Source organism: Methylocystis sp. MJC1 (assembly GCF_026427715.1).
In the GTDB taxonomy this organism is placed as follows: domain Bacteria; phylum Pseudomonadota; class Alphaproteobacteria; order Rhizobiales; family Beijerinckiaceae; genus Methylocystis.
In genome coordinates this window covers 1,773,278-1,790,942 of the sequence record NZ_CP107558.1, presented here as the reverse complement: position 1 = coordinate 1,790,942, position 17,665 = coordinate 1,773,278, and the positions used below count along the sequence as shown (strand labels likewise).

Here is a 17,665-nt window from a genome sequence, read left to right as displayed (position 1 = left end):
ATCCCCCCTCCCTCCCCATTGCGGGCTAAGGAAGTCACACATCTCGGGGCCGTCATGGCCGGGCTTGTCCCAGCCACCCACGCCCAGGGACACAACCCAACAAGACGCGTTATCACTATGGATAAAGTTCATGTAGGGTTTTGGAGGCTCCAAAGTCCCCGGCGGCTGCCCAGCATTAGCTGCGGTTTGCGTGGCGTGGGTGGCCGGGACAAGCCCGGCCATGACGAGGGCAGCGGCATGAAGATGTGTGCATGCGGTAACTCCTGCGGAGAGAGTATGCCCGCGTAGCGGGATCGGGTGGGGCCTGCCCCCACTTTCGCCCGAGATTATCGCCCTCTCTCCGCAAAGGGGGGAGAGATGCCGCAGGCAGGGTGGCTCATTGGAGACGGCGCATGAGCTTCAACCTTTCACCTCTTCTGATTGACGACGCCGTCCGCGCCGCTTTGGCGGAAGATCTCGGCCGCGCCGGCGATATTACGACGCAGGCGATCATCCCCGCCCGCGCCGCGGCCAGAGCCGTGATCGCCGCGCGAGAGACGGGCGTCGTCGCTGGCCTCCCTTTGGCGCGCGCGGCCTTCCGGCAGATGGATTCGAATATCGGCGTCGAAGCGTGGCTCAAGGACGGCGCCAAGGCCGCCCGCGGCGACATTGTCGCGCGCATAGAGGGGCCGGCGCGCGCCATTCTCTCCGCAGAGCGCGTCGCGCTGAATTACATGGGCCGGCTCTCCGGCGTCGCCTCGCTGACCGCTCAATATGCCGCGCGCATCGCGCATACTAAAGCCAAGGTCTGCGACACGCGCAAAACCACGCCGCTCCTGCGCGCCTTGGAAAAATACGCGGTGCGTTGCGGCGGCGGCGCCAATCATCGCTTTGGGCTCGATGACGCGGTGCTCATCAAGGACAATCACATCGCGGTCGCGGGCGGCGTGGTCCCGGCGCTGCGCGCAGCCAAGCGCTTCGTCGGTCATCTTGTAAAGATCGAGATCGAGGTGGATACACTCGGTCAGCTGAAGGACGTCTTGGCCGAGGGCGCCGACGCCGTGCTGCTCGATAATATGAAACCCGCCGATCTGCGCCGAGCCGTCGAGATGGTTGGCGGCCGAATGATCTGCGAAGCCTCGGGCGGCGTCACGCTCGAGACCGTCGCCGAGATTGCCGAGACTGGCGTCGATCTCATCTCGGTCGGCGCGCTGACGCATTCCGCGAGGGTTCTAGACCTGGGGCTCGATATAGAAATCGCCTGACCGCCGGGACCGCGAGCCTTCAGGCTCGCAGCGCACAGGCGCGCCGGAAGGCGCGCGGCCCATTCGATCAACTCAACGCGGCGCTCAACCGCCCGAGTTTCAGCCCCCGCCTCTCAAGCATCTCCGGCATGCGCGGCGACAACAGAAACGCCAGTTCCTGCTCGCGCGTGATCGTCACGGGGTCGAGCGCCTTCAACTCGTCGTCGACGTGACCCGGGTGGCACATGATGAGGTGGCGCCGCCCCGGCGCGCGCAGAAATGTCTCGAAGGCCTTGGCGTAATCCTTCCCGGGATCAAAATCGGAAAAGCCGGAAAAGCCGTCATTAACCGCAAAGCCGCGCCATTTGGCGGCGCGGCGAAGACCCGAGGTCAGCGCGCGCACGGTAAGCGCCTTGCCGACATGCGCGCGGCGCAGCGCGATGCGGTGCGGCCCATCGGCGGCGTCGCGCACCCAGGCGCGGCCGGCGAGCTTACGCGCGGCCATGGCGTCGAGCAGCGCCTCGCGAATCCCCGGCAGTCCATGCACATGCTGATGCCCGTCGACAAAATCTGGCCGCCGCTCCATCACCGCCTCGAAACGGTCCAGCTGTCGCTCTATCTCGGCGCGGATTTCGTCCATGGGGAGTTTGCCGCCCATGGCGAGGCCGATCACTTGCCGGATGGCGGGGAAGGTCCCGGTCGGCGCAAGCGTCGGCATGGGCGAAAGCGGGCGCCCAAGGGTGAGGTTGAAATGCAGACCGACGTCGGCGTTTTCGCTACGGCGCAGCAGATCGCGGCCCATGGCGGGCCAGCGCGAGCCATTGACCAGCGCCGAGACAGTCGTCAGCCTCCCGGCGTCGAGCGCCTTCAGAATGCCGACCGAGACCCCTTGGGAGAGGCCATAGTCATCCGCGCAAAGCGCGACGATCCGCTCGTTTGCCTTGGCCATCCCGCCTCCCATCTATGCCGCGCGACGAATTTCTGCTTGAAGCCTGCGTCATGAGCGACACCATCGAGATCCCCGATATATCGGTCGTCATCCCTGTCTTCAACGAGCGCGCCAATTTGCGCCCGCTTGCGGCGCGGCTCACGCCCGCGCTGGCACAGGCGCGCGTGAGCTTCGAAGCGATCTTCGTCGACGACGGGTCGCATGACGACAGCTTGGAAGAATTGCGGGCCCTGTGCGCCGAGGAGCCGCGTTTTCGCGCCCTCTCCTTCTCGCGCAACTTCGGCAAGGAAGTGGCGATCGCGGCAGGTCTCGACGACGCGTGCGGCCGCGCCGTCGTCATCATGGATTCCGACCTGCAGCATCCTCCCGAGGTCATCGTCCAATTCGTCGAGAGATGGCGCGAGGGGTATAAAAACGTCTACGGCCAACGCGCCGACCGCGCGACCGACCCCAAAACGCGCATCTTCTTCACGGAGATCTTCTACCGGCTGCTGGCGAAGTTCGGCGACGTCTCGCTGCCGCCCGGCGCCGGGGATTTCCGTCTGCTCGACCGACAGGCTGCCGACGCCTTGCTCTCCATGCGCGAACGCGCCCGTTTCAATAAAGGCCTCTACGCCTGGATCGGCTTCAAGTCGATTGGCGTGCCTTTCGAGGTTGATGCGCGGGCGAGCGGCGTATCGAAATTCAACTTCACCCGCCTCGTCAGCTTCGCGCTGGACGGGCTCATGTCCTTCTCCTCGATTCCTCTCAAGGTTTGGACTTACGTCGGGCTCGCGATCTCGATCTTCGCGCTCGGCTTGGCCGGCTATTATTGGGTGCGCACCATGCTTTTCGGCGTCGATACGCCGGGTTTTCCGACGCTGGTCGTTTCCATCGCCTTCTTCTCGGGCGTCCAGCTCATTTCGCTGGGCGTGCTGGGGGAATATGTCGCGCGCATTTTCAACGAGGTGAAAGGACGGCCGCTTTATCTCGTGGCGGAGCGGGTGGAAGCCAAAAGAGAACCCGGACACTCCAAAGAATGAGGAAGGCGCGCAGCGCCTTCGCCAAGCGACTTACGTCTTCTCGCCCCTCAGGTTGCTGCTTCGCCGTCGCTCGACCGATCGAGGCTGATCGAACCGGGAAGGCAATCGAGCGAGGATAGGGCTTCGATCCTCGCCATTTGAAGAAGATGGGCGACCGTCAGCAGTTGCGACCGTATCGCCATGTCGGCGAGTTCGGCGCTTATGTCACTGATATATATTGCAGCGTCTTCCTGAAATTCCGGCTCAAGATTAGCGTGGGACATGTTTTCGGTTCCTGGCGGCATCTATTCAATGAAAACTAGGAGACTTCGAACAACGCGTTTCTCTAATCCGAATTTCCCAGAGCAAGGCATCCACCCTGGGATATTTGCGTGGCTCCTCCTGCTCTCGCGCGAACCGCCCGCACCCCGGCCTGCCTTGTGCCCGGCCGGTCGCGTAAGCTTGGCCATAATGCCTGACCGGCGGCTCACGGCTATTGCAAAGGCGCGCCGGTATTATGTTTCGCGCGGATATAATGATTGGATTTCACATGTTTGCCGCCTTGGTTTCCACTTCCTTACCCGCCGCGGCGCACCTCCTGGCCGAAGTATAGTCGCCTGAATGGCGGAAAAATGATATTTGGTCCCCTCATGACAGCCGCTGCGCGCCCCGCCGGCCCCCGATTGGCGATCATCTTGGGTCTCTCGGCCCTGCTTTTCCTCGCATTCGCATTCGGGCTACGCCTCGTCTGGTTCGGGGCGGAAGCGCCGTTGCCCGCGCTTCTGGAAAATCTGCCGGATTCGAATACGGAGGCGGATCAAGAATTCTTCCGCGCGCGGCTCGATCAAGCCTTTCCCGCCGGCCTCGCCGAGCCAGACCTTTTGGACGCGCTGGCCGCGCAGGGCTTCAAGCGCGCCTCTCCGTTGGCGCGAGTCGCGACCTACGATCGTCGCGCGGGCCTGAACGACAAATGCCAGCATAGCGGGAACCTCCGCTGGAGCGCTGACGCCACGGGGCGCGTGACCAAGCTCACGGGCGGCTATTACCAGCATTGCCCAATGCATTAGCGCTCGGTTAACAGGAACGCTATAAAATCGCTGCTTAATCGGACGCCTGCCGGAGCGTCAGCTTCCAGCAAGGCTAAAGATTTATCCTGGCGAGGTCTCCTGATCCCTTCCTGCAGTCAGGAGGCGGACGCCGGCGTGTCGGGTCTGGTCCCCATGCGTCGGCTCTCTTCTTTCTTTTTGGTTGCCCAGCGAATTGGAAGCCCCGTGAGATCCCTACGGTCCATCGCCCCATTGCTTTCTGCTTTTGCGCTCGTTTTTTGCGTCGCTTTCTTCGCCGGAATGACCGTGAAGGCGCAACCCCAAAGCGCGTCGGACATTTCGAGCCTTTGGTCTTGGGCGATTCAGTCCTGGACGACGGAAACCTCAGCCGACGGCAGAATGATTCAAATCGTTCACGAGCCTTTCGCTTTGACCCGAAACCTCGCCGTGATCGCGCTAACGCTGATCGGCGCGACGATTGTCGTTACGGAGAAGTCGAACGCCTCGAGGTTTACGCCGGCCAAGCTCGCAATCGTCAAAGGCCGGCTCGACGACGAGATCTCAGCGATCATCGACCTCCTCCAGGGATATGCTGAACGTAATCAGAAGTTCGCGGATTCGGTGCTCAGAGGAAGCGACGAGCTTGCCAAGGCGAGCACTCCGGATCGCCTGCGATCGGCAATTGAATTCCTGATTTCCGAAAACCAGAAAATGCTGAAGGAGACCGAGGCCTATCAGGCGAGCTTGCGCAATTCTCGCGATCAGATCAGCAAGCTGCGCTTCGAACTCGCGGAAAAGCAGGCCGAGACTCAGAAGGACACTCTGACGTCCGCTTATAACCGTCGATATTTCGACGCCAAGCTCACCAATATCCTGGCGGACGCCAATCGGCGCGCGAGCGCGGTCAGCCTGATCCTGGCCGATCTCGACCATTTCAAGAGCATAAATGACGAGCATGGCCACCTCGTTGGCGACGAGGTGCTGAAGATGTTCGCCGATCAGATGCAGAAACATGCGCGCGCCGAGGATACTGTCGCCCGTTTCGGCGGGGAGGAATTTGCGGTTATCCTTCCCCACACGAGCGTTGAGACCGCCGTCGCTATCGCTGAAAAAATGCGGCGATGGCTCCACGGCAATAATTGGAAGATTGCCGGCAAGCCGCAGGCCCAGAAGATCACCGCGTCGTTCGGCGTCGCGCAATCGCGCCCCAACGACACGCCAGCCGAGCTCATCAGCCGCGCGGACTCCTGCCTCTACGCATCGAAGTCCTCAGGTCGAAACCGGGTCACTCCGGGCGGCGTCTAGGGCCCAACGACGCTACCTCCCGTAGCCGAGCGTTTCGATCTTGATGAGACGGCCGTTTTCGAAGGTGAGTGACGACATGAGCTGGGTCGGGCCGAAATTATAGATCCACTGCTCGACCGACACCTCGCGCGCCACGGGAAAGGGATAGGTTTGCTCGAGGGAATCGAGCGGCCTCGGAATGGTCGGATTGGGCCCCCCGGCCCGGTATTCGATGTGTTCGTCCGTATATGCGGGCGCGCCGCAGCGCTGCAGCACCTCGAATTTCGATTGCCCCTCGACGACAAGCTCCGACCCGCAGCGTAGCGCCAAGGCGGGAACAACGGTCCCGATAAGCAAAGGAACGGCAAGGAGCAGGCTCGATCTCATATTTCTGACCCCGGCGGCGCGCCGCCCGATAAACGCCCGCTAGCGAAATTAGGCATTCTCGGGGCCGCCCGCCACCGCAAGCGGAAGAGACGCTGATTTTGAAAACGATCCTGTTAAAAGGCAGCCGATGATTCGCAATCTTCTCTCGGTCGGCGGCTTCACCCTGCTCTCGCGGCTCACGGGCTTTCTGTCGCTCGCGATGCAGTCGGCGATCATGGGCGCGGGCGTCGTTTCCGACGCCTTCTTCATCGCACAGCGCCTGCCCAACAGTTTCCGCAGCATTTTCGGCGAGGGCGCCTTCAACGCCGCTTATATTCCCTGCTACGCAAAGGCGCTGGAGCAGGACGGGGCCGAACCGGCCGAGGAATTCGCCGGCGAGGTCTATACGCTGCTCCTCGTCTCGCAGATCGTGCTGCTTGCGCTCGTCTGGCTCTTCGCGCCGCAATTCGTCGGGCTGCTGGCGCCGGGGCTCGGCGACCGGCCGGAGAAATTCGCGCTGGCCGTGAGCCTCACGCGCATCACCTTTCCTTACCTGCTCTTCATGACGCTCTTCGCGTTGCATATGGGCACGCTCAACGCCCATGGCCGTTTCGCGCTGCCGGCATTCGCGCCAAACCTCATGAATCTCACGGTGATGGCGGCGCTCGCCGTCGCCTTTCTGTTCCCCAACGCCGGCTATGCGGCGAGCTGGGGCGTCACGATTTCCGGCGCGTTGGAATTGGGCCTCCTCATGTGGGGCGCGCGGCGCATCGGCGTCTTGCGCGGCCTGCGCAAGCCGCATTGGCCGCGCGTGCGCGAGTTTTTCGTCAATCTCGGCCCGGCGGTGATCGGCTCGGCCAGCCCGCAGATCGCCGTCTTTGCCGACACGATCCTGTCCTCCATGCTCGCGGATGGCGGCGTGTCGGCGATTTCCTATGCCGAGCGGCTGTATCAGCTTCCGGTTGGCGTGATCGGACTTGCGGCGGGCACGGTCCTGCTCCCCGAGATGAGCCGCCGCATCGCAGCGCGCGACGTGGACGGCGCGCATCAGGCGCAGAGCCGGACCATGGCGCTGACCATCGCGCTGGCAGCGCCTTTCTTCATCGCCTTCGTGATGTTGCCGGAGCTCATCGTCGCAGGGCTCTTTATGCGCGGCAAATTTACCGCGGCCGACGCCATCGCCGCCGGCGACGTGCTCGCCGCCTATGGCGGCGGGCTGATGGCGCTGGTGCTGATCGCCTCGGCCCGCGCGAGCTTTCAATCACGCGGCGACACGGCGACGCCGATGAAGATCGCGCTCGCGGCGCTCGCCGTGAATGTCGCGCTCAAAGTCGCCCTTTTCCGGCCGCTCGGAGCCGTCGGTCTCGCCACCGCGACCTCGGTCGGCCTTTGGATCAACTTCGGCGCGCTCGTGGCGATCGCCATCCACCGTGAGCTCATCGACTTCGATAGCGTTTTCGCCAAGACCCTGGGGGCGACCGTCGCCGCCTGCGCGCTGCTCTCGGTGGTCGCCGCTTTTGGCCGAGCGCCCGCGCTGGCCTTGGGAGCGCATTTCGGCTCTCAGGCCAATCTCGCGGCGCTGATCTTTTTGGGGGCTGCGGGAGCGGTTGTCTATGGCGTGGCCGCCGCCGGCGCGCTCCATGTCATGGGAATCAGAATCGGCGCTCTGCGGGCGCGCTTGAAGCGCTAGCCGGCTTTTACCTGTAAGTCGGCGCTTGACCCTTCTCCGCGTCCAGCTTGGCGAAGCGCACCAGCACCTCGGCGCCGTCCTCCGGCGGGGACGCGAGGCGGGCGCGGAATGCGATCTTCTCGCCAGCGTCCAGCCGCGACTTCGGCGCGGGCGCGGTCCAGCGATAGCGATCGAGTCCATTCGTCCCGCGCACGGCAAGCGAGATCGCGGGGACCGCGTTGCGGTCGCGGCGGATATTGACGATCTCGCCCTCGGTGACCAGCACCCGGCGCGCGCCGTCCATCACGATGCGCGAGCGCACGTCCCTTAGCTCCAGCCCAGCGAGATTTACCGGCATGCCGAGCGCACGATAGGTCGTCGCCAGCGGCGGGGCGATGCGAACGATTCGCTCCCGCATGGCGATCATTGCCGTAGCGCCGATGATGATTGCGATAATGGCGGCGACGATAGGGGCGCGGTCGCGCTTGACCTCTGGCGCCTGACGCGCGACGGGTCGCATGGGCCGGCCCCACAGCTCATCGAAGCTCGGGGTGCGCGAAAACTCGCTCGAGGCTTCGGCGGCAATTTCCTGAGGCGCGCTGCGCCGGCGGATGTCCTCTTCCTGAGTAAAGCTCATTTCAGGCTCCCACTGACGCAGCATTGGTGCTGGCGCGCGGCTCAATTAGGCGCCGTTATGGTTAAGGGGCCGTGAACTGCTATTCTCTAGCGTTGATTCCCAGCTAACCAACGCCGCTTTTGAGGCGGCTCGATCGCCTGGAGCGGCAGACAGTTGCTGAGCTTCGAAAACGTCGGCTTGCGCTATGGCGTCGGCCCGGAAACGCTTCGCGACGTCACCTTCGACATCGCGCCGCGTTCCTTCCAATTCCTCACCGGGCCTTCAGGCGCCGGCAAGACGACGCTGATGCGCCTCATCATCATGGCGCTGAAGCCGACGCGCGGACTCATCAATATTTTCGGGCGGGACTCGGCGACGCTCGACACGGATGAAATCGCCGACACGCGCCGGCGGATCGGCGTCGTGTTCCAGGACTTTCGCCTGCTCGACCATTTGACCGTCTATGAGAATGTCGCGCTGCCGCTGCGTGTCCTGGGGCGCGAGGAGGCAAGTTATCGTTCGGAGGTCATCGAGCTGCTCAAGTGGGTCGGTCTCGGCGAGCGCAAGCACAGCCTGCCCACCGTGCTCTCGGGCGGCGAGAAGCAGCGCGCCTCCATCGCGCGCGCGTTGATCTCGCAGCCAAAGCTCCTGCTCGCCGACGAGCCGACAGGAAACGTCGATCCGACTCTTGCCCGCCGCATTCTGAGGCTCTTTGTGGAGCTGCACAAATCCGGGACCGCCGTGGTGATCGCAACGCATGATCTGAGCCTGATGGACCAATATGAAGCCGCGCGACGCCTCGTGCTCGCGGACGGCCGTCTCCATATTTTCGAGTGAGGCGGATGGAGCTGCCGCCACTCGTCGCCGATCTCCTCGCGCGCGTTCGGGTCCTGCGCCAATCAGCGCCCGTCGCCGAGGAGGAGGCCGCCTTCCGCTCGCCGCTGGTGCCGACCGATTCCGTCGCCGGTCGCTCGCTGGTCATCGTCATCGCGATCATGACCTTCCTCGCGGCCCTCGCCGCCGGCGCCGCGCTGCTTGTCGCCCAGGCGAGCGTCGAATGGCGGGCCGAAGCGTCGAGCGAAGTCAGCGTCCAGGTCCGGCCGACGCCCGGTCGCGATATCGAGGCCGATCTGACGACCGCGGCCGAAATCTTGCGCAAGACGGCTGGCGTGCGCGAGGCGCAGATCTATACGAAAGCCGAATCGGAAGCGCTGCTGTCGCCCTGGCTCGGCGAAGGCCTCGACCTCTCCGAATTGCCGACGCCCCGCATGATCGTGGTCAAGCTCGATCCCAAACAGCGCCCCGATCTCACCGTCCTGCAGGCTGATCTCGCAGAGGCCGTCTCGAACGCCGTGCTCGACGACCACCGACTATTTCTCGAACGTCTCGGCGATATGGCGCGCGCCGTCGTCGCCGTCTCGACGCTGATCTTCGTCCTCATTCTCGGCGCCATGGGCATCGCCGTCGTCTCGGCCACGCGCGCGGCGGTCGCGACCAATCGCGAGATTGTGGAGGTGCTCCATATTGTCGGCGCGGCGGATACATTCATCGCGCGCGAGTTCCAGCGCCGCTTTCTGGCGCTCGGACTTCGCGGCGCGCTGATCGGCGGCGGCGCGGCGATCGCCTTTCTTTTCCTTGCGCGCACGCTGATGCAAAATTGGCGCGCGACGGCGGGCGGCGAACAAATGGAGGCGATGTTCGGCGATTTCTCAATAGGCGCCGAGGGCGTGATTATCATCCTTTCGCTCGCGGGCGGCATTGCGCTTCTCACTGGCTATCTTTCCCAGTCGATCGTCTTCCGCCACCTGAGGCGGCTCGGATGACGGCCCTCGTCCGAAACGCCGCCTTATGACCATATATCTGTCCAGAAACCGAGCCTCGATGCACGGTCGACGAAAGCGGCGGGAGAGTAGCAAGGTGGCGGCGGGAGCGCGTCAGGCCGGGATGGCGCCGGTCGGTTTCAAGGGCGTTGCCGGCATTGCGGCGCTCACCGGCCTTGCGATTGGCGCCCTCCTCTTTGCGGCTGGATACGTCTGGTTCGCGCTGTCATTGTCGCGCGTCGAACCGCGCCTGACGGTCAGGGCCGAGGGGATCGTCGTCTTCACCGGCGGGTCCGACCGTGTGCAGGAGGCGGCGGAACTTTTAGCGCGCGGCCAAGCGAAAAGGATGCTCATCACCGGAGTCAATCGCGGGACCCGCAGCTCCGTTTTGGCCAGGCTGCTGCCCGTCTCCCATAAGCTATTCGATTGCTGCGTCGATCTCGGCTATCAGGCCCAGGATACGATCGGCAACGCTCGAGAGACGCGGGAATGGGCGCGCACGCGCAACATCTCCCATTCGCTCATCGTCGTGACCTCAAATTACCACATGCCGCGCGCGCTCGCCGAGCTCTCGGCGGAACTCCCGGATATGACGCTGCATCCCTTCCCTGTCGTCAGCGACCATGTGAATGTCGATGGCTGGGCGAGCGACGCCGGCGTCATCAGGCTGGTCGGCGGCGAATATCTCAAATATCTGGGCGCCCTCGCGCGCATCACGCTGCGCCAGAACGAGAACAGCCCCGATCTGACGGGGCTGCGTCCGGAGCCAGCTTCGCCGTAAACGGGCCGCGGCCTTCTGGCTCGCTGGAAAAATGCGCGCCCGAAGGCGCGCGGTCCAATTCGTCGGCGGCTTGTTAAGCTGGGCGCCGCTGGCGTAAAAGGCGCGGGCCTGCCGCACGGAAGCGCCCCCATGATCTATCTGCGTTCGCTCGTCTTCCAGATTCTCTTTTTCCTGGCCATGGTCGCGCTGATGCTGATCTGGCTGCCGGGCCTTTTCATGGGCCGGCAAGTCTCGCAGGAGCTGGGCCGCACATGGGGCCGCGTCTCTTTGTGGCTACTCGACAAGATCTGCGGGACCAAAGTTGAATTTCGCGGGCAGGAAAACAAACCCAAAGGCGCGGTGATCGTCGCCTCGAAGCACCAGTCGATCTGGGACACTTTCGTCCTGCCGACCCAGTTCCCGGACTTCAGCTATATCCTCAAACATGAGCTGGTCTGGCTGCCGTTTTTCGGCTGGTATCTGCTCGCCGCCGAGCAGATCGCCATCGACCGCGCCAAGGGCGGCAAGCTGCTGCCGCAGCTCGTCGAGAAGTCGAAGAAGCTTTTTGCCGAGGGACGCCAGCTCTTCATCTTCCCGGAGGGCACGCGCCGTCCCGCCGGCGCGCCGCCGGCCTATAAGATCGGCGTCGCCCATCTCTACGCCGCGGCCAATGTGCCGGTGCTGCCCGTCGCGCTCAACGCCGGCCTGTTCTGGCCGCGCCGCTCTTTCCTGGTCTATCCGGGCACGGTGGTGATCGAATTCCTGCCGCCCATCCCGCCGGGCCTGCCGACGCGCGAATTCTTCGAAAAGCTTCAAAGCGAGATTGAAACCGCCTCGGACCGGCTGATTGCCGAAGCCGTCGCCGCCGATCCGAGCCTCGCGCCCCGCGTCGCGGAGAACCGAGCGAAGGCGATCGCCAAGGACAAAGCTCGGGCGGAAAAAAAGGCGGCCGGGCGCGGCCGAACCTCCGCGACGGGCGAAGCGTAAGCAGACACGCAGCCCCGTGACGAATGGCCCTGTCGCAGCGGCGAGGCGCCTCCTAGATAAAGGGGCGTCGCGAAGAGCGTCTTCTCTCAGGGAGGCATTTAGTCATGGGCATATTGGATTTTCTTACCGGCAAGAGCAAAGCGGCCCCCGCTCCCGCGGGCGCGACGGAAACCACGGCGGCGTCGGCCGAGGCGTTGACGAAGGAATTGGAAGCCCACGGCTTCGACGTATCTGGCGTCGACATCGAGGTTGACGGCGGCAAGGTGACGCTGAATGGCGCAGTGGATTCGCGCGCCACGCTCGAGAAAATCGTTCTGGCGGTCGGCAACACCAAGGGCGTGGCGCAGGTCGAGAACAATCTCATCGCGCCCGACGCCGACCCGGAATCCCCCTCGGGCCTTTATGTTGTGAAGCACGGCGATACGCTGTGGAAGATCGCCGCGGAGAATTATGGCGACGGCGCGCGTTACGAAGAGATTTTCGAGGCCAACAAGCCGATGCTGAAGGACCCCGACAAGATTTATCCCGGCCAGCGCCTGCGGATACCCGGCGTGAGCGGGCCTAGCGCCGCGAGTGCTATCGTCTGGGCGCCGCCGAAGGAAATCGCGGGGAAGAAGGCCTGACGCGCTCTCCTTCCGCAGTTTGCCGGAGCGATCGCTCGCTCCGGCGTTTTTTAGTTTAAGCCTTCGTCGCCTCGAAAGCCGGGACGCGCGCTGAAAAATCCGCGAGCCAGGCGACGAGCTTCGGATATTTCGTCCGCCATGCGCCCTCGAAGCGCAGATCGAGATAGCCGAGCGCGCAGGCGACGGCGAGATGTCCGATCGTGATGTCACCCACCGGCAGCACAGCTTCGAGCGCCGCAAGCGCGCGGTCGATCTTGCCCTGCTGAAGGTCGATCGCCTCCTGATCGCGCAGCTCGGGCCGGCGCGTGGCGGTCTCGTAGCGCATCAGCAGCGCCGCGTCGTTAATCCCGTCTCCGAGCGCCTGCAGGCGCAGGGCCTCGAAGCGGCGCGCCGGATCGCCGGGGAAAAGCTTTCCGCCGCCGAGATGGTCCAGATATTCGGCAATCACGCGGCTGTCATAGAGGGACGAGCCGTCCGCCAAAATGAGCGTCGGAATCTTGCCCAGCGGATTTTGGCTGCGCAGCGTGTCGCTGGGATCGGTCGTGCTGGCCGAAACAACGTCGATTTGCCGGGAAAGTCCAACCAGATCGGCGACAATGCGGATTTTGCGAGCATAAGGCGAGGCGGGAGAATAACGAAGAATCATCATTTGCGGACCACCGCCGTTTTACTGAACGTCGGCGTTCCTTATCCTGACCGCGCGTCTCTGCGCAAGGAAGTCAGGGGTGGCCCTCACCCGCCATTTTCACTTCGGAAGGCTTTCCCGCCCTGGCGCCCGCTCCTGGGCGGTGGGAAGGCAATGTGCGCTCCAGGCTGAGAAGGGCGTCGCGTTTTTGTCGAGGGAGGCCCGAATCGGCGAGCGCGACAAAATCCGCATTGCTGTGCGGGCAGCCGACGCGGCCTCGGAATACAAGAATCCCTGTCGGCGTCACGATGCCGTCGCCCGTGCGCAAGGTGGCGTCGTGCAAGAGCAGAAACGAATTATCCTCAGCCTGCGGCTGAGCCGGCTCCGCCAAGCAAAAGAAGGGTTTTGGCAGCTTGGCTTCCGCCAAATCGGAGCCGTTTTCCAGGATTTGCCGCTCCCTGGCGCGAGCATTCCTTTTTTGCAAATTGTCGAAGCGAAGAGAAAAGGAATGACGCCGCGCGTAGATATGCTTGACGTGCGCTTGGGTCCTTGGCGCGCTCCGCGCCTGGTAGGCGTCGCCCAAGCCGAAAAGTTCTTCTAGGAATCCGGCGTTAGCGGGACGCGCGAGACTCGCGAGGAAGACTCCGCACGCGAAGAAACGGGTGATTCGTCCAGTTGCGCCACGCCCGCAAATGCTCATGGAAAACATATGAAATGCCTCCATCACAATGCATCCGAGTAGTAGAACGCCGACTGGTCGCGCATATGACGGATCGACCAATTCGTGAGCGCGACGCTCGCTACCGCTGGTAAACAATCGAGAGCCGAATTTGTTTCATCTTATCGTTGAGGGCCCGACATCTTGTCCCGCAATAATCGTTTCCCCGCAAACAATCCGATTGATTTTCTAATAATCGTCGATCCGCTTGAACAGCTTGCATTGCCTGATCGCTCGCTTTGCGAGCGTCGGGGAATAACGCCGAACTAATCACGCGGATCTCGTATCACTCCCCCGTCAAGCGATCGATCTCGAAGCCCGCCCCTTCGGCCTGGGCCAGTTTCGGCGCAAGGAAAGCGAGAATTTTCCGCGCCTCCGCTTCGAAGACGAAAGGCGGATTGACGACAACCAATCCCGTCCGCCGCAGGCCTTCGCCCCCGCGCGCAACCGCGAGCGATAGACGCAGCGCGCGCTTCACGCCCTCGCGCGCAAAGCCGTCGAGAAACTTGCGCTCCGCAACGACGTCCTTCGACGGATGCCACAAGGCGTAGACGCCGTTCGGCCATTTCCGATAGGCGCGCAGAAAGGTCGCAAACATCGCATCGAATTCATCCGTCCGCTCGAAGGGCGGATCGATGAGCACGAGGCCGCGCTTCTCCTTGGGCGGCACATAGGCGCTGAGCCCCGTATAGCCGTCGATATGTATCGTCTTCACGCGCCCATCGCGGCCGAAGCGATAACGCAGCGCCTCAAAGGCGTCGGGCCGCAGCTCGCAAAAGATGGCGCGATCCTGCTCGCGCATCAGCCGCGTGGCGATGAGCGGCGAGCCGGGATAGAGACCCGGCCGCCCCTCGGCGTCAAAGGCGCCGACGCAATCGAGATAGGGCGCAAGAAGCGCGCGCGTCTCTTCGTCTGCGCCCGAGAGATCGGCGAGGCGCCCAACGCCGCCGCGCCACTCCAGCGTGCGCTCCGCTTCATCGGCAGCAAGGTCATAGGCGCCCTCCCCCGCATGGGTGTCGATGACGCGGAAGGGCGCGTCCTTATGGGCCAAATAGAGGAGCAGGCGCGCGAGCAGCGCATGTTTGAAAACATCCGCGAAGTTGCCCGCGTGGAAACCGTGACGATAGTTCATGCCGTTGTATCGGCCGGTTGCCGCCGAGCCGCAAGCACTGACGCGCGCGCCGATGTCAGTCCACGCGCGCGTCATGTCTGCCCTGGATTCCCGCTTTCGCGGGAATGACATTCACAAGGGCGCCGGCACGGAAATTTCGCGCTGGCGGCAGCCGTGCTGCACGACCTCAGGACAGGCGCGGAACTCCCGCAGATCCTTCGACAGGCAGATGCGCACTTCCTCGAAGACGTTGCGACGGCAGGAGACCGCCATCATGCCCGGCCGCAGCCGCGGATTAGCGTCGTAGAAGGCGCGTTCGACGTCGATCGGCGTGAAGGTCTGATCGCCCTTTGGCCTCACGAAAGCCGCGGGGATCGTCACCGCCTCTCGCGCGCGGGCCACGTCGGCGAAATAGTCGCTCGGGCTTTTGCCGCTGCAGGTTCCGTGCTTGCGCCATTCGTAGCGCGCAAGGCGCTCGTCCGGGAAGAGCCCGTCGGCGCGCTGCAGAGCGATGCGGGAGGGCGCCCGCGGACCGTCGCAGTCGCTGGGGAAGCCATGCTCATATTGCGGCCACAGCCCATGCACGACGAAGCCCAGGCCCTTCCCCGGCTCGCATTGGTCATGCGAGCCGCCGACGCTGTCGCAGAAGTCGGGAGACCAGCTCAAGGCGAGCACATAGAAATCGAAATCCTTGGAGGGCGCGCTGCCGCGGAAACCGGCGTCGCGCTTCGGTTCAGGCTCGGCCGGCTGGGCCGGCGTGGGCTTGGCGTCGGTCTGTGGCTTCGGCGGGAGCCGGTCGGCGCAATGGTCGAGGATACAATCGTCGTCCTTGGCGCTCGCGGGCGCGAGAAACAAAAAAGCGGAAAAAATGGCCGCCGTCGCCATCGTCAAAATGCTGAACATCGGAAAACCTCAAAGCCGCTTGTTGGGCGGCCGGGCTCAAGGTCCGGCCGCGCGGCAATTCGGACTGAAGGCGTGGTTGCGGTCAAGCCCCTGGACGCACCAAGTGACGCCCGAACCAACGCCGATGAAGCCCAAATCCTCGCCGATGTTGTAGACGACGCGGCGGCGCTTGCCGTCGTTGAAATAGGCTTCGGCGCGGCAGTAGCGACGCGGAATATAGCTCAGCCCATCCGTGCGATAGCCAAATTCAGAGGCGCTTTCATAGCCCTCGATCACGAGGCCCGAATTCCAATATTCGGCCTCCCGGCTGCCAAAGCTCGAGGTGATTTCCGTCAGCACCAGCGGGTCGGAGCACAACGGCAAAATTCCGCTGTAGGGCGGCACGCGGAACTCCGCCGGCTGGTCGTGCTCGCGCGGGGCGGCGACGGCCGAGGTCGCGCCGAGGAGCGGAAGCAACGCCAAGAAAAAAACACCCCGCCGAAAAACAGAGCCTGTCATGGGAATCCCCTTGGTCGAGTCGGGCGAATTGGGGCGAATGCGCGCCCGCCCGTCAAGCGGCGATTTGCGAAGGGCCGAAAAAGCCCTTTATACTTTCCACATGGCCGAGCACCGGAACGATCATGCCGTCACCTTGCGCCGCGCGCTGGCGCTCGCTGTGATCGCCCTCGCGGCGCTTCTCGCAAGCCCGGAAGCCTCCCTGGCGCAGGACCCCTTTTCCGATTTCTTCGGCGGCCTGTTCGGTTTCAAGCGCGCGCCGGTTCAACGCCCTGCCGACGAGCCGCGCGTGCGACGCATCATGCCGCATCAGGAAAACCGGCCGCCGACCTATTGGCGCGGCGGCGAGGCGGCGCGCTCGGGACCCAAACGCACCGTGAAACGTAGCGAGCCAGCGACAAGCGCCAGCGAGGCCGCCAAGAGTGAAGCCCCGGAAGTCGCCGCGACCTATTTCGTCGCCGTGATGGGCGACACGCTCGGCATTTTGCTCGCCAACGGGCTGGAGGAGACCTTCGCCGACAAGCCCGAGATCGGAATTTTGCGCAAGGGCAAGGAAAGCTCAGGCCTCGTGCGCAGCGATTTCTACGACTGGCCGAAGACGGCGAAGGACATCGCCAACGGGACGCAGAAGATCGACGTCGCCGTGATAATGATCGGCTCGAACGACAGGCAGTCGCTGCGCGAAGGCGCGCAAAGCGACGAACCCTTCTCTGCGCATTGGCGCGAGGCCTACGCCGCGCGTATCGACGCGGTGATGGCGCCATTCCGGGAAAAGAAAATTCCAGTGATTTGGGTCGGCCTGCCGATGATGAAAAACGAGAGCTTCTCCGCCGATATGGGCAAGCTCAACGACCTTTTCAGGGAAGAAGTCGCCAAGAACGACGGGATCTATGTCGATCTCTGGGAGGCGCTTGCTGACGAGCGCGGCCAATTCAACGCGTTCGGGCCCGACATCAACGGCCAGATCGTGAAGCTGCGCACAGCCGATGGCGTGCATTTCACCGACGCCGGCGCGCTCAGCGTCGCGCATTTCGTCGCCAATGAAATCAAGAAGCTTTACGACGAGCGAAAGCAGCCGGAACTGGAACAGCCCCCCTCTCCCGGCGCGCCAGCGGCAACAGCGCAGCCGCCCGCATCAGCGGCGGCGCCAGCCGCACCCCTCATTTTCCGCTCACCCGAAAAGCCGCTATCGAGCGAGGCCCCATCGCTTCCCGAGCGCCCGGCTATTGGACCCGTCCAGACATTGACCGGCGCTCCGGCTCCGGGCAGCGCATCGGAACTGGCTCGGCGCGCCGCTGCCCCGCCGCCCGCCGGCGCCGATGCGCAGGCGCTCGCACGACATGTCTTCGTCGAAGGGGGAGATCAGCCGCCGCGGCCCAATCGCGCCGACGACCAATCCTGGAAACCCGCCGCGCCCTGACGCTCTAAGAACGCTTCAAGCACCGTCTCGATGTTTTGAACAAATTTTA

Annotated in this window: 20 protein-coding genes; 12 read left to right on the top strand and 8 right to left on the bottom strand. The window is 63.7% G+C overall.

Features of this window, described 5'->3' with window-relative positions:
* Window positions 1-392 precede the first annotated feature (392 nt).
* A complete protein-coding gene (nadC, locus tag OGR47_RS08640) occupies window positions 393-1,244 on the top strand; it encodes a carboxylating nicotinate-nucleotide diphosphorylase (protein ID WP_165050211.1) in 852 nt (283 codons plus the stop codon).
* Window positions 1,245-1,311: 67 nt separating this feature from the next.
* Here the strand turns inward: nadC and OGR47_RS08635 are convergent, their stop codons facing one another.
* The gene (locus OGR47_RS08635; RefSeq protein ID WP_165050213.1) at window positions 1,312-2,172 is read right to left on the bottom strand and encodes a ChbG/HpnK family deacetylase; all 861 of its coding nucleotides are present in this window, start codon (window positions 2,170-2,172) and stop codon (window positions 1,312-1,314) included.
* Between the two features lie 50 nt (window positions 2,173-2,222).
* On the opposite strand from OGR47_RS08635, the gene OGR47_RS08630 reads away from it, so the two are divergent.
* Window positions 2,223-3,194, top strand: coding sequence for a glycosyltransferase family 2 protein (locus OGR47_RS08630; RefSeq protein WP_165050215.1), 972 nt, complete (start codon window positions 2,223-2,225; stop codon window positions 3,192-3,194).
* 47 nt (window positions 3,195-3,241) lie between these two features.
* On the opposite strand, the gene OGR47_RS08625 is transcribed toward OGR47_RS08630, so the two are convergent.
* A complete protein-coding gene (locus OGR47_RS08625; protein ID WP_165050217.1) occupies window positions 3,242-3,457 on the bottom strand; it encodes a hypothetical protein in 216 nt (71 codons plus the stop codon).
* A 348-nt stretch (window positions 3,458-3,805) separates the two neighbouring features.
* On the opposite strand from OGR47_RS08625, the gene OGR47_RS08620 reads away from it, so the two are divergent.
* Both OGR47_RS08620 and OGR47_RS08615 read left to right on the top strand, forming a co-directional pair.
* Entirely contained in the window at window positions 3,806-4,240 is a 435-nt protein-coding gene (locus OGR47_RS08620) for a hypothetical protein (protein WP_165050219.1), read from the top strand.
* A 378-nt stretch (window positions 4,241-4,618) separates the two neighbouring features.
* Window positions 4,619-5,524 carry a GGDEF domain-containing protein gene (locus OGR47_RS08615; protein WP_165050221.1) on the top strand — a complete coding sequence of 302 codons (906 nt, stop codon included), beginning with the start codon at window positions 4,619-4,621 and terminating at the stop codon, window positions 5,522-5,524.
* Between the two features lie 12 nt (window positions 5,525-5,536).
* Here OGR47_RS08615 and OGR47_RS08610 read toward each other — a convergent pair whose 3' ends face one another.
* Window positions 5,537-5,890 (bottom strand): DUF2845 domain-containing protein, encoded by a 354-nt coding sequence (locus OGR47_RS08610; protein WP_165050223.1) that lies wholly within the window; start codon window positions 5,888-5,890, stop codon window positions 5,537-5,539.
* A gap of 127 nt (window positions 5,891-6,017) precedes the next feature.
* Here OGR47_RS08610 and murJ point away from each other — a divergent pair, with 127 nt between their 5' ends.
* A complete protein-coding gene (murJ, locus tag OGR47_RS08605) occupies window positions 6,018-7,559 on the top strand; it encodes a murein biosynthesis integral membrane protein MurJ (protein WP_165050225.1) in 1,542 nt (513 codons plus the stop codon).
* Between the two features lie 7 nt (window positions 7,560-7,566).
* Here the strand turns inward: murJ and OGR47_RS08600 are convergent, their stop codons facing one another.
* On the bottom strand, window positions 7,567-8,175 hold the full coding sequence (locus OGR47_RS08600; protein WP_165050228.1) for a hypothetical protein: 609 nt from the start codon (window positions 8,173-8,175) through the stop codon (window positions 7,567-7,569).
* A gap of 153 nt (window positions 8,176-8,328) precedes the next feature.
* Here OGR47_RS08600 and ftsE point away from each other — a divergent pair, with 153 nt between their 5' ends.
* The 5 genes from ftsE to lysM all read left to right on the top strand — a co-directional run bounded on the left by ftsE (window position 8,329) and on the right by lysM (window position 12,344).
* A complete protein-coding gene (gene ftsE, locus OGR47_RS08595) occupies window positions 8,329-8,991 on the top strand; it encodes a cell division ATP-binding protein FtsE (RefSeq protein ID WP_165050230.1) in 663 nt (220 codons plus the stop codon).
* A 5-nt stretch (window positions 8,992-8,996) separates the two neighbouring features.
* Window positions 8,997-9,977 carry a cell division protein FtsX gene (locus OGR47_RS08590; protein WP_165050232.1) on the top strand — a complete coding sequence of 327 codons (981 nt, stop codon included), beginning with the start codon at window positions 8,997-8,999 and terminating at the stop codon, window positions 9,975-9,977.
* A gap of 94 nt (window positions 9,978-10,071) precedes the next feature.
* Complete coding sequence (locus tag OGR47_RS08585) at window positions 10,072-10,755, top strand: YdcF family protein (RefSeq protein WP_246729605.1); 684 nt, start codon at window positions 10,072-10,074, stop codon at window positions 10,753-10,755.
* Window positions 10,756-10,884: 129 nt separating this feature from the next.
* Window positions 10,885-11,721, top strand: a complete 837-nt coding sequence (locus OGR47_RS08580; protein ID WP_165050236.1) for a lysophospholipid acyltransferase family protein — start codon at window positions 10,885-10,887, stop codon at window positions 11,719-11,721.
* A 104-nt stretch (window positions 11,722-11,825) separates the two neighbouring features.
* Entirely contained in the window at window positions 11,826-12,344 is a 519-nt protein-coding gene (gene lysM, locus OGR47_RS08575; protein ID WP_165050239.1) for a peptidoglycan-binding protein LysM, read from the top strand.
* Window positions 12,345-12,399: 55 nt separating this feature from the next.
* Here the strand turns inward: lysM and OGR47_RS08570 are convergent, their stop codons facing one another.
* A complete protein-coding gene (locus OGR47_RS08570) occupies window positions 12,400-12,993 on the bottom strand; it encodes a glutathione S-transferase (RefSeq protein WP_165050241.1) in 594 nt (197 codons plus the stop codon).
* Window positions 12,994-13,069: 76 nt separating this feature from the next.
* On the opposite strand from OGR47_RS08570, the gene OGR47_RS08565 reads away from it, so the two are divergent.
* Entirely contained in the window at window positions 13,070-13,570 is a 501-nt protein-coding gene (locus tag OGR47_RS08565) for a hypothetical protein (protein WP_165050244.1), read from the top strand.
* 403 nt (window positions 13,571-13,973) lie between these two features.
* On the opposite strand, the gene OGR47_RS08560 is transcribed toward OGR47_RS08565, so the two are convergent.
* From OGR47_RS08560 to OGR47_RS08550, 3 genes are read right to left on the bottom strand one after another with little or no spacing between them, the layout of a single operon-like run.
* Window positions 13,974-14,894, bottom strand: a complete 921-nt coding sequence (locus OGR47_RS08560; protein WP_306792325.1) for a 23S rRNA (adenine(2030)-N(6))-methyltransferase RlmJ — start codon at window positions 14,892-14,894, stop codon at window positions 13,974-13,976.
* A 36-nt stretch (window positions 14,895-14,930) separates the two neighbouring features.
* Window positions 14,931-15,683, bottom strand: coding sequence for a ribonuclease T2 family protein (locus OGR47_RS08555; RefSeq protein ID WP_371824438.1), 753 nt, complete (start codon window positions 15,681-15,683; stop codon window positions 14,931-14,933).
* A gap of 54 nt (window positions 15,684-15,737) precedes the next feature.
* Window positions 15,738-16,199 carry a hypothetical protein gene (locus OGR47_RS08550; protein WP_206527411.1) on the bottom strand — a complete coding sequence of 154 codons (462 nt, stop codon included), beginning with the start codon at window positions 16,197-16,199 and terminating at the stop codon, window positions 15,738-15,740.
* Here OGR47_RS08550 and OGR47_RS08545 point away from each other — a divergent pair.
* Window positions 16,198-17,616 carry a DUF459 domain-containing protein gene (locus tag OGR47_RS08545; protein ID WP_246729607.1) on the top strand — a complete coding sequence of 473 codons (1,419 nt, stop codon included), beginning with the start codon at window positions 16,198-16,200 and terminating at the stop codon, window positions 17,614-17,616. The two genes, OGR47_RS08550 and OGR47_RS08545, sit on opposite strands and share 2 nt — an antisense overlap.
* Window positions 17,617-17,665 lie beyond the last annotated feature (49 nt).

Excerpts from the sequence above, each read along its gene's own strand:
- OGR47_RS08620 (WP_165050219.1), top strand. The coding sequence starts at position 3,806 with ATGATATTTGGTCCCCTCATGACAGCCGCTGCGCGCCCCGCCGGCCCC.
- nadC (WP_165050211.1), top strand. The coding sequence starts at position 393 with ATGAGCTTCAACCTTTCACCTCTTCTGATTGACGACGCCGTCCGCGCC.
- OGR47_RS08600 (WP_165050228.1), bottom strand. The coding sequence starts at position 8,175 with ATGAGCTTTACTCAGGAAGAGGACATCCGCCGGCGCAGCGCGCCTCAG.
- OGR47_RS08625 (WP_165050217.1), bottom strand. The coding sequence starts at position 3,457 with ATGTCCCACGCTAATCTTGAGCCGGAATTTCAGGAAGACGCTGCAATA.
- OGR47_RS08630 (WP_165050215.1), top strand. The coding sequence starts at position 2,223 with ATGAGCGACACCATCGAGATCCCCGATATATCGGTCGTCATCCCTGTC.
- OGR47_RS08580 (WP_165050236.1), top strand. The coding sequence starts at position 10,885 with ATGATCTATCTGCGTTCGCTCGTCTTCCAGATTCTCTTTTTCCTGGCC.
- lysM (WP_165050239.1), top strand. The coding sequence starts at position 11,826 with ATGGGCATATTGGATTTTCTTACCGGCAAGAGCAAAGCGGCCCCCGCT.
- OGR47_RS08615 (WP_165050221.1), top strand. The coding sequence starts at position 4,619 with ATGATTCAAATCGTTCACGAGCCTTTCGCTTTGACCCGAAACCTCGCC.
- OGR47_RS08560 (WP_306792325.1), bottom strand. The coding sequence starts at position 14,894 with ATGACGCGCGCGTGGACTGACATCGGCGCGCGCGTCAGTGCTTGCGGC.
- OGR47_RS08555 (WP_371824438.1), bottom strand. The coding sequence starts at position 15,683 with ATGGCGACGGCGGCCATTTTTTCCGCTTTTTTGTTTCTCGCGCCCGCG.
- OGR47_RS08545 (WP_246729607.1), top strand. The coding sequence starts at position 16,198 with ATGGGAATCCCCTTGGTCGAGTCGGGCGAATTGGGGCGAATGCGCGCC.
- OGR47_RS08570 (WP_165050241.1), bottom strand. The coding sequence starts at position 12,993 with ATGATGATTCTTCGTTATTCTCCCGCCTCGCCTTATGCTCGCAAAATC.
- murJ (WP_165050225.1), top strand. The coding sequence starts at position 6,018 with ATGATTCGCAATCTTCTCTCGGTCGGCGGCTTCACCCTGCTCTCGCGG.
- OGR47_RS08590 (WP_165050232.1), top strand. The coding sequence starts at position 8,997 with ATGGAGCTGCCGCCACTCGTCGCCGATCTCCTCGCGCGCGTTCGGGTC.
- OGR47_RS08610 (WP_165050223.1), bottom strand. The coding sequence starts at position 5,890 with ATGAGATCGAGCCTGCTCCTTGCCGTTCCTTTGCTTATCGGGACCGTT.
- OGR47_RS08635 (WP_165050213.1), bottom strand. The coding sequence starts at position 2,172 with ATGGCCAAGGCAAACGAGCGGATCGTCGCGCTTTGCGCGGATGACTAT.
- OGR47_RS08550 (WP_206527411.1), bottom strand. The coding sequence starts at position 16,199 with ATGACAGGCTCTGTTTTTCGGCGGGGTGTTTTTTTCTTGGCGTTGCTT.